This is a genomic window from Adhaeribacter swui, from assembly GCF_014217805.1.
Taxonomy (GTDB): Bacteria; Bacteroidota; Bacteroidia; order Cytophagales; family Hymenobacteraceae; genus Adhaeribacter; species Adhaeribacter swui.
In genome coordinates this window covers 4,326,543-4,340,553 of record NZ_CP055156.1, presented here as the reverse complement: position 1 = coordinate 4,340,553, position 14,011 = coordinate 4,326,543, and the positions used below count along the sequence as shown (strand labels likewise).

Annotated in this window: 8 protein-coding genes; 4 read left to right on the top strand and 4 right to left on the bottom strand. The window is 44.3% G+C overall.

The window, feature by feature from the left end:
• Nucleotides 1-2: 2 nt before the first annotated feature.
• The 3 genes from HUW51_RS18235 to HUW51_RS18225 form a co-directional block, all read right to left on the bottom strand.
• Nucleotides 3-5,216, bottom strand: coding sequence for a HAMP domain-containing protein (locus HUW51_RS18235; protein ID WP_228466714.1), 5,214 nt, complete (start codon nucleotides 5,214-5,216; stop codon nucleotides 3-5).
• Between the two features lie 314 nt (nucleotides 5,217-5,530).
• Nucleotides 5,531-6,277, bottom strand: a complete 747-nt coding sequence (locus tag HUW51_RS18230) for a ParA family protein (protein ID WP_185271056.1) — start codon at nucleotides 6,275-6,277, stop codon at nucleotides 5,531-5,533.
• Between the two features lie 145 nt (nucleotides 6,278-6,422).
• Nucleotides 6,423-6,911 carry a SixA phosphatase family protein gene (locus HUW51_RS18225; RefSeq protein ID WP_185271054.1) on the bottom strand — a complete coding sequence of 163 codons (489 nt, stop codon included), beginning with the start codon at nucleotides 6,909-6,911 and terminating at the stop codon, nucleotides 6,423-6,425.
• 162 nt (nucleotides 6,912-7,073) lie between these two features.
• Between HUW51_RS18225 and topA the strand changes: the two genes are divergently transcribed.
• Together topA and HUW51_RS18215 are read left to right on the top strand one after the other, a co-directional pair.
• On the top strand, nucleotides 7,074-9,512 hold the full coding sequence (gene topA / locus HUW51_RS18220) for a type I DNA topoisomerase (RefSeq protein WP_185271053.1): 2,439 nt from the start codon (nucleotides 7,074-7,076) through the stop codon (nucleotides 9,510-9,512).
• 99 nt (nucleotides 9,513-9,611) lie between these two features.
• Nucleotides 9,612-10,325, top strand: a complete 714-nt coding sequence (locus HUW51_RS18215; RefSeq protein WP_185271051.1) for an SIR2 family NAD-dependent protein deacylase — start codon at nucleotides 9,612-9,614, stop codon at nucleotides 10,323-10,325.
• Nucleotides 10,326-10,492: 167 nt separating this feature from the next.
• Here the strand turns inward: HUW51_RS18215 and HUW51_RS18210 are convergent, their stop codons facing one another.
• Nucleotides 10,493-11,590: an o-succinylbenzoate synthase gene (locus HUW51_RS18210; RefSeq protein WP_185271050.1), complete on the bottom strand. Its 1,098-nt coding sequence runs from the start codon at nucleotides 11,588-11,590 to the stop codon at nucleotides 10,493-10,495.
• 152 nt (nucleotides 11,591-11,742) lie between these two features.
• Here HUW51_RS18210 and egtB point away from each other — a divergent pair, with 152 nt between their 5' ends.
• Both egtB and egtD read left to right on the top strand, forming a co-directional pair.
• Entirely contained in the window at nucleotides 11,743-13,014 is a 1,272-nt protein-coding gene (egtB, locus tag HUW51_RS18205; RefSeq protein WP_185271049.1) for an ergothioneine biosynthesis protein EgtB, read from the top strand.
• A 2-nt stretch (nucleotides 13,015-13,016) separates the two neighbouring features.
• The gene (gene egtD / locus HUW51_RS18200) at nucleotides 13,017-14,009 is read left to right on the top strand and encodes an L-histidine N(alpha)-methyltransferase (RefSeq protein WP_185271047.1); all 993 of its coding nucleotides are present in this window, start codon (nucleotides 13,017-13,019) and stop codon (nucleotides 14,007-14,009) included.
• The last annotated feature ends 2 nt before the right edge of the window (nucleotides 14,010-14,011 follow it).

Here is a 14,011-nt window from a genome sequence, read left to right as displayed (position 1 = left end):
TTTTATGATTTCGACTTATTCGACGTTTTTTTAGCCGGTACTTTTTTAATTTCTTCGGTGTTTGGTGCCGGTTGTTTTACTACTTTACTTTTAACCGGAACATTTTCTTTGGGTAAAGCCGGTCCGGGCTGGGTTGTAGTTTTAGCTTTTGCCGGCGCAGGTGTTCCATTTCGACGCACGGGTTGCTCACGACGGGTAGGCACCGGTTTAGTTGCCGGGTAAACCCGTGCCGGACGTACCGGTATAACTGGCGGTTGGTAATCCCAGGAATCGTCTAACAATTTAAAGGCGGCAATACCTTGTTGTAAATCGTCGGCAATATCATTAAGCTGCTGACTGGAAGCCGTCATTTCCTGCATGGAACCCGAAAGTTGCTTGGCGGTACCCGCCACTTGCTGCGTACCAGAAGCAGTTTGTTCGGCAATGGCCACTACTTCTTCCACGTACTTTACTACATCCGAAATGGAAGCTTTCTGTACTTCGGTAGCGGTTAAGATATCCTGCGAAGTGCGCAAAGTTTCGCCGCTGGAAGTAGCAATGTTTTTAAATGCCCCGGAAGCTTCAAACGTCGCGTTTTTACCTTTAAGTACCCGGCCTTCCATGGTAGAAATAGCCGCTGCGGCGGAGGAAGTATCTTTCTTTACGTCGTTTACCAGAGTTTCAATTTCGCTGGCTGATTTACGGGAACCTTCAGCCAATTTCCGGATTTCTTCGGCTACCACCGCAAAACCCCGTCCCGCTTCACCGGCTCGCGCCGCTTCAATGGCGGCATTAAGCGCCAGTAAATTAGTTTGGGAAGCAATGTCGGTGATTACCCCCAATGATTTCGAAATTTCTTGGGAACGGGTGCTTAATACTTCAATGGTTTTGGCCGTTAAAGCCGCCGCCGAAGAAATTTCTTCCATGTTTTTAACCACCTCGGCTACGGTTTTCAAACCTAACTGTGAGGTTTCTTCACCCAGAATCGCGGCCCGGTTTACCACATCGGCTTTGTTGGCAGTGGCTTTGGTAGCTTTCATAATTTCTTCGATGAGTTTGAAAGCCTGGTCTGTTTTTAAAGCTTGATTCTGGGCACCCTCGGCCATTTGCTGCATGGCTAAAGCCACTTCCTGGGTAACCTGGCTCATTTCCTTTCCTTTTTCCGCCATTTCCTCCGACGAAGAACCTACTACCAAAGAAGAATCATTGATTTCTCCTAACAGCGTGTTCAGGTTTTCTACCGCCAAGTTTAAGGCGTTAGACATGGCCAATAAATCACCGGAAGTTTGAATTTCTACTTTTTGGGTGAGATCCCCTTCCGAGATAGCCCGCACTACCCGGGATACTTCTAATACTGGGGTTACAATAGACTCTAATAAGTCGTTCAGGGTGTCAACTAATTCTTTCCAGGAGCCGCCTACTCCGTGCACCGTAGCCCGTTCGGTCAATTTGCCTTCTACCCCGGCTACCCGGGCTACCCGGCTAACTTCCCCGGCTAAACGGTTCAAGTCATCCACCATCCGGTTAATGGTTTCGGCTAAATCGGCTACCTCGCCTTTGGCTTCCAGAATTAGTTTTTGGGTTAAATCGCCCTTAGAAACCGAATTTACAATTTTAACAATGCCCCGCACCTGTGTAGTCAGGTTTGAAGCCATGGTATTTACATTATCGGTTAAGTCTTTCCAGACGCCGCCCACGTTTGGTACCGAAGCTTGGCCACCGAGTTTTCCTTCGGTTCCCACTTCCAGCGCCACGCGGGTTACTTCGCCGGCAAATATATTTAAGGAGTCTACCATCTGGTTCAAGATGTTTTTCAACTCCAGAATTTCACCTTTTACATTTACCGTCATTTTCTGGCTCAAGTCGCCTTTTGCAACGGCCGTGGCTACGTTGGCAATATCCCGCACTTGGAGCGTCAGGTTACTGGCCATGGTATTTACGTTATCAGTTAATTCTTTCCAGGTTCCGCGCACTTTCGGTACATCGGCCTGACCACCCAGTTTCCCTTCGGTACCTACCTCGCGCGCTACCCGGGTTACCTCATCGGCAAAAATATTTAAAGAATCCACCATCTGGTTGATGTTATCCTTTAACTGCAACAACTCGCCTTTCACATCTACCGTAATCTTCTGGCTTAAGTCGCCCCGGGCCACTGCCGTGGATACGTTCGCAATATCCCGCACCTGGCTAGTCAGGTTACTCGCCATAAAGTTTACGTTATCGGTTAGGGCTTTCCATACGCCACCCACGTTCGGCACGAAAGCTTGCCCTCCCAATTTTCCTTCGGTTCCTACTTCTAAGGCTACCCGGGTTACTTCCCCGGCAAAGATGTTCAAGGAGTCCACCATCTGGTTCAAGATGTTTTTTAATTCTAATATCTCCCCGTTTACATCTACCGTCATTTTCTGGCTCAAGTCGCCGCGGGCTACGGCGGTAGCTACGTTGGCAATATCCCGTACCTGACTGGTTAGGTTAGAGCCCATGGAATTTACGTTATCGGTTAGGGCTTTCCATACGCCGGCCACATTCGGCACGGAGGCCTGACCGCCCAGCTTCCCTTCGGTACCTACTTCTAAGGCCACGCGTGTTACCTCCCCAGCAAATATGTTCAAAGAGTCCACCATTTGGTTGATGTTCTCTTTTAGTTGCAACAGTTCGCCTTTTACATCTACCGTAATCTTCTGACTTAAGTCGCCCCGCGCTACGGAAGTGGCCACATTGGCAATATCCCGTACCTGGCTGGTTAAGTTGCTGGCCATGGAGTTTACGTTCACCGTTAGCTCTTTCCAGATACCGGCTACCCGCGGTACATTGGCTTGTCCGCCCAAAATACCTTCGGTTCCTACTTCGCGGGCAACCCGGGTTACTTCATCCCCAAAAATATTCAGAGAGTCCACCATTTGGTTGATGTTCTCCTTTAATTGCAACAGCTCGCCTTTTACATCAACCGTGATTTTCTGGGTTAAATCGCCTTTAGCAACGGCGGTAGCTACATTGGCAATATCGCGCACTTGGAGCGTTAAGTTGCTGGCCATGGAGTTTACGTTATCGGTCAATGCTTTCCACACCCCGGCTACATTCGGCACGGAGGCCTGGCCACCCAATTTCCCTTCGGTACCTACTTCTAAGGCCACGCGGGTCACTTCGCCAGCAAAGATGTTCAGGGAATCCACCATCTGGTTGATGTTCTCTTTTAACTGCAACAGTTCGCCTTTTACATCTACCGTAATCTTCTGGCTTAAATCGCCGCGAGCTACGGCGGTGGCTACGTTGGCTATGTCGCGTACCTGGCTGGTCAGGTTAGAGCCCATGGAGTTTACATTATCCGTAAGGGCCTTCCAAACCCCGGCTACATTCGGTACATTGGCCTGCCCCCCGAGCTTACCTTCCGTTCCCACTTCCAGCGCCACCCGGGTAACCTCCCCGGCAAAGATGTTCAGGGAATCCACCATCTGGTTCAAGATGTTTTTTAATTCTAATATCTCCCCGTTTACATCTACCGTCATTTTCTGACTTAGGTCGCCTTTAGCCACGGAAGTAGCTACGTTGGCTATATCGCGTACCTGGCTAGTTAGATTACTTGCCATGGAGTTTACGTTATCAGTAAGCGCTTTCCAGACGCCGGCCACATTCGGCACTAAGGCCTGACCACCGAGTTTTCCTTCCGTACCTACTTCCAAAGCCACCCGGGTTACCTCACCAGCAAAAATATTCAAAGAGTCCACCATCTGGTTGATGTTCTCTTTTAATTGCAACAGTTCGCCTTTTACATCTACCGTAATCTTCTGACTTAAGTCGCCGCGGGCTACGGAAGTAGCTACGTTAGCAATATCCCGTACCTGACTGGTTAAGTTACTCGCCATGGAGTTTACATTAACCGTTAATTCTTTCCAGATACCGGCTACCCGCGGTACATTGGCTTGTCCACCCAATTTTCCTTCCGTTCCTACTTCGCGGGCTACCCGGGTTACTTCATCGCCGAAGATATTCAGAGAGTCCACCATTTGGTTAATGTTCTCCTTTAATTCCAGAAGTTCGCCTTTAACGTTAACGGTAATTTTTTGGGTTAAATCGCCTTTAGCAACGGCGGTAGCTACGTTGGCAATGTCGCGTACCTGGCTGGTTAAGTTACTCGCCATGGTATTTACGTTATCGGTTAGTTCTTTCCAGGTACCGCCCACATTCGGCACACGGGCCTGACCACCCAGTTTCCCTTCCGTTCCTACTTCGCGGGCTACCCGGGTTACCTCATCACCAAATATATTTAAAGAGTCCACCATTTGGTTGATGTTCTCTTTTAGCTGCAACAGTTCGCCTTTTACATCAACCGTGATTTTCTGCGTTAAATCGCCTTTAGCAACGGCGGTAGCTACGTTGGCAATGTCGCGTACCTGGCTGGTTAAGTTACTCGCCATGGTATTTACGTTATCGGTAAGGTCTTTCCAAACACCGGCAACGTTGGGCACCGAAGCCTGGCCGCCTAATTTTCCTTCCGACCCTACTTCCAAGGCTACCCGGGTTACCTCGCCGGCAAATAAATTTAAATTATCAATGGTGCGGTTAATGGTTTCGGCCATTACCTTAAAATCACCGGAAACCGGAATCTGAAAGGTTTCGTCGAGGTTGCCTTTGGATATATTTTTTAAAACTTTACCTACTTCCAAAACCGGCACCGCAATAGAATCTACCAGACCATTAATGTTATTGATCATGTCTTTCCAGAAACCAGAAGCGCTTTCGGCGGAAGCCCGGGCCTTTAAGTTTCCTTCTACCCCCGCTACTTTTGAAATGCGGGATACTTCGCCACCTACGCCCCCGATCATTTCCACCATGGAATTATAAGCTTCGGCTATTTCTGCGAAAATATCATCGTCTTGTTTCGTTAAACGCACCGATACGTCGCCTTTTTTAAAAGCATCCAGGGCATACAACACCCGATTTAATTGTTCGTTTAAATACGTTTGCTCCCGGGTATCCGATCCATCGCCGGCCACCGAAGATTTGCGGGCTGAATTGCCACCAGCGGAAATCCGGGAAAAAGATCTTCCTTGCCCGTTTTTAGGGATTGTGGGAGTACTAGAAGTTGAAACTGCTTCCGGCACGGTTTCCTTCGCGATGGCAGATTTAGTTGCTTGTTCCGGTTTAGATTCCGTAGCCGTACTTTCCGGCACTTTACTGGTTTCTAAAGGCGCAATTAACTTTTCTTTATTCAACTTCATGTTTTTTCCTAAAGCCATATTGCTTTTATAATTGTATGTAATTGTTCAAATGGGAGTATTTGGTAAATCAGCCTAAGTTTGCATAAAGCTGATTTGGCAAAAGCTAAAGTTATAAATTATTTAGATTAAAAAGGAAAAAGCTTTGATGGTTAAAGCTATAAAACCATTTTTTAACGGGTAAAATTAATGTTTCGGCGGGTAAAAAGTGTTATATATATTATTCTATTTTTCCGCAGTAAAATCAAGCAATTTGTAAATATTTAATTTTAAGTTAAATACATAAATCCTATACTACCCTAGCAGTAATCAGTCGTTTACAGTGATTGAATTTATTAAGCCGTAAATTCTTTGGCTAATGCCAGATAATCTTGGGCGCCATTCGATGAAGGGTCGTAATCCAGGATGCTTTGACCAAACGAGGGCGCTTCGGCCAGTTTTACGTTTAAACGGATGCGCGACTTAAAAATCTTTTCGTTTACATTTTCCTGCAGAAATGCCTCTACTTCGGAGCTGAGCTTGCGCCGTTTATCGTACATTACAATTACAATTCCTTTTACCTGGAGTTTGGGGTTTAAAGTAGTTTTAATTTTGCCAACGGTATTTAGAATTTGATTAAGTCCTTGCATGGTTAACACTTCCATTTGCAAAGGAATTAAAACTTGGTGTGAGGCCGTTAAGGCATTTAAGGTAAGCACACTTAGTGAAGGCGGACAATCAATTAAAACATAGTCAAAACCTTTAATGCCCGAAAGGATATTTTTTAAAAAATTTTCTCTTTTCTCCTGCGTAACCAACGAAATTTCAACATCCACCAGTTCGGACGAGCCCGGAGCTACAAAAAATAATTCGCCTTTTTGAATCAGAATTTCTTTTAATTTTTTAGTTCCGGTAAACGCATCAGCCAAGGTGAATTTTGGCTCCGAAATATCCAGCGAGTACGACAGGTTGCCCTGCGGGTCCAGGTCAACAAGCAATACCTTATGCCCCAGTTTACTTAAAGCCCGACCTAAATTAATGGTAGTGGTGGTTTTGCCCGTTCCGCCCTTTTGGTTAATAACCGATACAATTGTTGTTGCCATACGTAAGGTTTAATAAACGGCCTTCGCCTTAAAAACCTGAGATTAACTTACCAGAAGGATTAAAGCAAACTAAAGTTTAGTTTAACTTTTAAATTTTAAAAATTTTAAAATTTCCAGCAGCCAATCAGGTTTATACTTCTACCTTTTATTTGCCTAAATAAGCCCTGTAGTTTTTAGCGGTGGTTATAAACAGCTCACTCCAATCGGCCATTTCAAAAGGTAAATAATGCACACTGCCGGTTGGCACATTGCCCTGGTTTTTACCACTTAAAGTACTCACCACATCCGACACTCCTGGATTATGTCCGACTAAAACAATTGTTTTTTGTTCCTTTTCTGTTTTGGCCAGAAAATTTAAAAGCTGGCTCTCCGAAGCATTGTACAAAGCTTTTTCGGCCAGAACCTTTTGCTCTGGGTAAGCAAGTTTAGCTGCTATAATGGCCGCGGTAGTCCGGGTACGTTGGGCACTGCTGCAAACAATTAAGTCGGGTTTTGTGGCTTGTAGTTGCAACCAATTTCCGGCTTGTTCTGCTTCCAGAATTCCATTTGGGATTAGCTCCCGTCCAAAATCAGGAAGGTTAAAATTGGGCTCTTGCGCCTGCGCGTGGCGGCAGATAAATAAATGATAGGACATATAAGCTATTGAACTTGTAACATTCGGATTGGGTTGTAAAATTACACACAGCTATAATATCTTACTAAATAGTCTTGCGGCAAAGAACAGACATTTAGTAATAATGTAGAAAAAATATTCATCTTTGCGCAAAAATGGCGATTAGGCCAACTTTAATATAGAATGGTAAAAAACTTAGTTATTGTGGAGTCGCCTGCCAAGGCAAAAACGATAGAAGGGTATCTGGGAAAAGATTTTGTGGTAAAATCCAGTTTTGGTCACGTGCGCGATTTACCTAAAGATAATAACGCGATTGATATCAAAAACGGCTTTAAACCCACCTATATTGTTTCGGCAGATAAAAAAGATGTGGTTGCCGAATTAAAGAAACTAGCGAAAGAAGCCGAAATGGTTTGGCTAGCTTCCGATGATGACCGCGAAGGAGAAGCTATATCATGGCACTTAGCCGAAGCACTTAATTTAAATGATAAAAAAACCCGGCGCATTGTTTTTCGGGAAATTACTAAAAATGCCATCCTGAACGCCATAGAATCGCCGCGCGGTATTGATATTGACCGGGTAAACGCCCAGCAAGCCCGCCGCGTGTTAGACCGTTTGGTAGGTTTTGAGTTATCGCCGGTACTCTGGAAAAAAATAAAAACAGGTTTATCAGCTGGTCGGGTGCAATCGGTTGCGGTGCGCCTGGTAGTAGAGCGCGAACGGGAAATTGAGCGTTTTAAAGCAGATTCTGCGTTTAAAGTTACCGCTCTTTTTACCGTAGACGGCAAAAAACTGGAAGCAGAATTACCGAGCCGTTTTAAAACGCAAGCCGAAGCGGAAGCTTTTCTGGAAAAATGCAAAGGTGCTACCTACACCATTGACAACCTGGAGAAAAAACCTTTAAAAAGATCGCCGGCTGCTCCTTTTACCACTTCTACTTTACAGCAAGAGGCCAGCCGGAAATTAGGTTTTTCGGTTGCCCAAACCATGACCGTTGCGCAAAAATTATACGAAGCCGGTAAAATCTCGTACATGCGTACCGACTCAGTAAACTTATCGAAAGATGCCATTGATGGGGCTGTAGCCCGGATTACGGCCGCTTTTGGCGAACAATACGTAAAAGTACGGCAATATAAAAACAAGTCGCAGTCGGCACAGGAAGCCCACGAAGCCATCCGGCCCACCGATTTTTTTGCGAAAGAAGTTTCTTCGGACCGCAACGAACAACGTTTGTACGAACTAATCCGTAAGCGGGCCATTGCCTCGCAAATGGCCGATGCCGAAATTGAAAAAACCACGGCTACCATTGGCATTTCTACGGTAAAAGAAAAGTTTGTAGCTACCGGCGAAGTAATCACTTTTGACGGATTTTTAAAAGTTTACATCGAATCGAAAGATGATAGTGAAACGTTGGAAGAAGATGAGCATGACATGTTGCCGCCTTTAACCATTGGTCAGCAATTAGCCGCCGAAAGAGTTTTAGCTACGCAACGGTTTTCCCGGCCGGCACCGCGCTACACTGAAGCCAGCTTAGTTAAAAAACTCGAAGAAATGGGCATCGGTCGGCCATCTACTTACGCGCCTACTATTTCTACCATTCAAAAACGCGGCTACGTAGAAAAAGACAATCGCGACGGTAAAGAACGGGCTTACCAGGTTTTATCTTTAGTAAAAGATAACATTACCACCCAAACCAAAACGGAGCTGGTAGGTGCAGAGAAAGGCAAACTCTTCCCGACGGATATGGCTATGGTGGTGAATGATTTTCTGGTAGATTATTTTCCAAGCGTTATTGATTATTCGTTTACCGCTAAAGTAGAAGAAGAATTTGATCAGATTGCGGCGGGCAAAAAAGCCTGGGATAAAATGATCGAACACTTTTACAGCGGTTTTCACGAAACGGTAACTTCCAGCCAAAACGTAGAGCGCTCCACCATTAGCGGAGCCCGGGAGCTAGGCGTTCATCCGGAAACCGGGAAGAAAATCACGGCCCGTTTGGGTCGTTTTGGACCTTTCGTGCAGATGGGAGAAGAGAACGAAGAAACCAAGGAAAAACCCGTATATGCCAGCCTGCGGAAAGGGCAATTTTTAGAAAATATTACCTTGGCCGATGCTTTAGAATTATTTAAGTTACCGCGGGTAGTAGGTACTTTCGAGGAAAAAGACATGACCGCGGCCATTGGCCGGTTTGGGCCTTTTATCCGGCACGACAACAAATTTTACTCATTACCTAAAACCCTGGACCCTTATACTGTTAATGCAGATGAAGCCATTCAACTGATTGAATCTAAGCGCAAAGCAGATGCCGAAAAATGCATTAAATCTTTCGCCGAAAACCCGGATGTACAGGTACTCAATGGTCGATTCGGACCGTACATTGCCGTGGGCAAGAAAAATGTAAAAATTCCGAAGGATAAGGTTCCCGCCGACTTAACGTTAGAAGAATGTTTAACTTTAGCCGAACAAACTCCGGATAAACCGGCCCGGGGCGGGTTCAAGAAAAAAGCGGATGCTAAAGCCGATACGCCGGCCAAAACTACAGCCAAAAAAGCAGCTACTAAAAAACCCGCAGCTAAAAAAGCAGGCACTAAAAAAACAACTGCTTCTGAAAAGAAAAAATAATCAAATTTTTAAAAATATAGTAAAGCGAAGTAGGCAACAAAGCGTACTTCGCTTTTTTATTTTACCTAATTGCTTAGCTGAAAAATAAAAAATTTAAAAATGACAACACGTAAAAAAGTAGTGGTTTTAACTGGAGCCGGTATAAGCGCCGAAAGCGGCATTGCTACTTTCCGGGATTCAAATGGTTTATGGGAGGGCCATGAGGTTATGGATGTAGCCTCGCCGGAAGGTTGGCGACGTAACCCGGAGCTGGTACTTAATTTTTATAACGAACGGCGGAAAAATGCCCATCAAGTACACCCCAATCCAGGACATTTGGCTTTAGCGCAACTGGAAGAACAGTTCGAGGTTACCGTTATTACGCAAAATGTAGACAACTTACACGAAAGAGCTGGCTCCTCTAAGGTAATTCACTTGCACGGCAAGTTATTTGAATCGCGGAGTACCGTAGATGAAAACTTAATTTACCCTATAAAAGGCTGGGAGTTAAAAGTAGGCGACTTATGCGAAAAAGGCTCACAGTTACGGCCTAATATTGTTTGGTTTGGCGAAATGGTACCCATGATGGAGGTGGCGGTAAAAGAAGCCCAGGAAGCCGATATTTTTATGGTAGTAGGCACCTCGTTGGTAGTTTATCCGGCAGCAGGTTTAATTGACTACGTACCCTACGGCATTCCCGTTTACGTCATCGATCCGAATTTACCTTCCGTAACCAAACGACCTAACCTGCATTTATTCCCCGAAAAAGCCAGCACGGGAGTACCTAAAGTAGCAGAAATTTTAAAAAATGAAAATACTACAGAAAATCAATAACGGCTAAAATTTACCTTTTAAGCCGATAAATAATTTAAGGATTTACCAGAATAAACTAGGGTAATTTGTGGATTAAAAATTTTTTAATTTTATTTATAAAACACTATAAATCAAAAATATAATAATTTAAATTTAAAGCTATAATTAAACACTAGACGTATTAGTCTTTACACTTTTTGATACCATAATGGTTGCAAATCCCAGGTGGCGGTTGCCTCATAATAAAGTTTACCAGACCTAATAGTTAAGGGCGAGCGCACATTATTGTGGTACAGTTGGCCCGTGCCCAGACCTTGTTCTGTCTGTAAATTATACTCGGCCGTAAACTGGCTAATCGCATTTAACCCAATATTCGACTCCAGGGCCGATGTAATCCACCAGGAAATGTTTTGCGCTGCGGCTAACGCAATCCATTCTCGAGTAGCCTGAAAACCGCCCAATAAAGTTGGCTTTAAAATGATGTAAGCCGGCTTCAGATTGAGGAGCATTTGTTGCTGCTCGATTTTATCAACAACACCAATCAATTCTTCGTCTAAAGCAATAGGAATAGGCGAATGCCGGCACAAATAAGCCATTACCTGATGCTGCCTCGGTTTTATGGGTTGTTCTATAGAATGGATGGCGAATTGGCTTAATTGTTCTAGCTGGTTTAAGGCCCGCTCTGGGGCAAAAGCGCCATTGGCATCCAACCGGATGCTTAACACTTTTGGACTGGCAACTTCCCGGATTTGCTTTAAAATGGCGAGTTCGGTGTTGAAATCTAAACCGCCGATTTTTAATTTTAAGCAAGAAAAACCTTCTTTTAACTTCTTCTCAATCTGCTGCTGCATAAAAGATTGGTCGCCCATCCAGATTAATCCATTGATTGGAATACCCGTTTGCGACCGGGAAAAAGAATTATTAAACAGTTTTTTACTGCCTTGTTGCTGCCAATCTAACCAAGCAGTTTCCAGAGCAAAGCGCAAAGAAGGCCAATACTGTAGGTTAAACTTATTATTTAAATAATTTATTTCAAATAATTCATTATCAATAGTCTCCTTATTAAAATCACTTACCCAAGTATTTAATCTGTGTTCAAAGGTAGAATCGTGTTCCGGACTTAAACCAGGTAGTGGGGCGCACTCCCCGATTCCGGTAATTTCCGGATAACGGGTATCCTGCAATTTTAAATAAAACACTTCGTGCTGCTGCATAGCTCCCCGCGAGGTACGAGCATCAAACTTAAAATTTAATAGATGCTTTTGCACAGAAGCCTGTATTGCCATAATCCGGAAATTTACTTTTAATTAACAGAAATAATATGTTGTTTTAGTCAATAAAGATAACCATTCGTTTTGTTTTAACAGTTGCGCGGCGAATAACTAAACCTTTAGGGTTATTACAAGTTATATCAAAAAACCATCTTATTTCTTACCTTATGATGCCAGTTGTTGCCATAGAAACGGAAAACCTATTACAACGTTTTTTAAAAATCCGGAATCAGACGGAAGTTTTATGCCGGCCGCTGTTGCCAGAAGATACGGTAGTACAACCCATGGTAGATGTGAGCCCGCCGAAATGGCACCTGGCGCATACCAGTTGGTTTTTCGAAACCTTTATTTTACAAAAGTATTTTAAGGATTACCAGGTTTTTAATAAAGACTATAATTACCTGTTTAACTCGTATTATAACTCCATTGGCAGCCGTATTTTAAGGCAATCGCGGGGTACTTTGTCGCGCCCCCCTCTAGAGGATATTTACCAGTACCGGACCTATGTTAATGAGCACGTAGCGCAATTATTCACTAAGCTGGATGATGTAACACTTACTGAAATGTGGCCCGTTTTTGAATTAGGTTTACAGCACGAGCAGCAACACCAGGAATTATTAGTCACGGATATCAAATACATATTAAGTACCAATCCTTTAATGCCGGCCCTGCTGCCGCCAAGCAAGCAACCACCTGTTGCCCCGGAAAGCTTGGCTTTGCCGGAGTACTTACCGGTAAAAGCGGGATTGTACACCATTGGTCATGCTGGTTCTGATTTTTGTTTTGATAATGAGTTAGGCCTACACCAGGTTTGGCTCGATGATTTTTCGTTCCGGAATAAATTAGTAACCAACCTGGAATACCTCGAATTTATGGAAGCGGGCGGCTATCAGGATTTCCGGTTTTGGTTACACGAGGGTTTTGATCTGGCGCAAAAAGAGCAATGGGCCAGTCCGTTGTATTGGGTAAAACAACCAAATGGCTGGTACCGCTTTACCCTGCATGGTTTACAGCCCGTAGATTGGAATGCCCCCGTTTCGCACGTTAGCTTTTACGAAGCCGATGCTTTTGCAAATTGGGCCGGCAAACGCTTATTATCCGAATTTGAATGGGAAGTAGCCGCACAACAATATCCGGCTACTGCTGAACCCGGTAATTTCTTGGAAGAAGGATTATACGACCCGCAACCCAACCCCGAAAACAGTCAATTACTGGGTGATGTCTGGGAATGGACTTACAGCGCTTACTTACCTTACCCCAAGTTTAACAAAGCCGAAGGAGCCCTGGGCGAATACAACGGTAAATTTATGATAAATCAAATGGTTTTACGTGGTGGCTCTTGCGCTACTCCCCGCAGCCACATCCGAACTACTTACCGTAACTTTTTTCATCCGGATAAACGCTGGCAATTTACTGGTATCCGGCTCGCTAACAAATAACTATGAAACCTAAAACTGCATTGCCTAACGTCACCACCCTGGAAGAAGCCGACACTAACCAATTTGCGCAAGACATAATTCAGGGCTTATCCGGTAATCCGAAAACCTTATCATCCAAGTATTTTTACGATGGTACGGGAAGCAGACTTTTTCAGCAAATTATGGATTTGCCAGAGTATTATTTAACCCGCACCGAAACCGAGATATTCACCCGACAACAAGAAGCTATTACCAAGGCTTTTTGCGCGCCCGGTTCTTTTGATTTAGTTGATTTAGGATCGGGGGATGCGGCAAAAACTAAAATTTTGCTCCGGGCGTTAGTTAACCAGGCAGTAGATTTTACTTACGTGCCCATAGATATTTCTTTGGATGCGGTACAGGAATTACAATTGAGCTTAGCGGATGAATTGCCGGGCTTAAAAGTGGCCCCTTTAACCGGTGATTATTTTGAAGCCTTGCAGCAGTTGCAAACGCAATCCACTAACCGCAAAGTGCTTTTGTTTCTCGGCTCCAACATTGGCAATTTTTCTTATCCTGAAATCAGGAATTTTTTAAAAAACTTGCGCCAATACTTCGTTGCGGGCGATCAATTACTCATTGGATTTGATCTAAAAAAAGACCCGCGGGTAATCCGGTCGGCCTACGACGACCAAGCCGGCATTACTGCTGAGTTTAATTTTAACCTGCTGCGCCGGATAAACCAGACTTTTAACGGTAATTTTAACCTCAACCATTTTAAACATTTTGCCGAGTACAACCCTGTTTCGGGAGAAATGAAAAGCTTTTTAGTAAGTACACATAATCAAGAAGTTACTTTACACGACTTAGATTTTAACTTTAAGCTGAGCGCCTGGGAAGCCATTCACACCGAATCATCTTTTAAGTTTTCCGAGTCGCAGATTAAAGAATTAGCGCAAGAGGCAAACCTGCAAACCGAGTACGTGTATACCGACTCCCAAGAATATTTTGCCGATGTTTTATTCCGGGTGAGTTAATC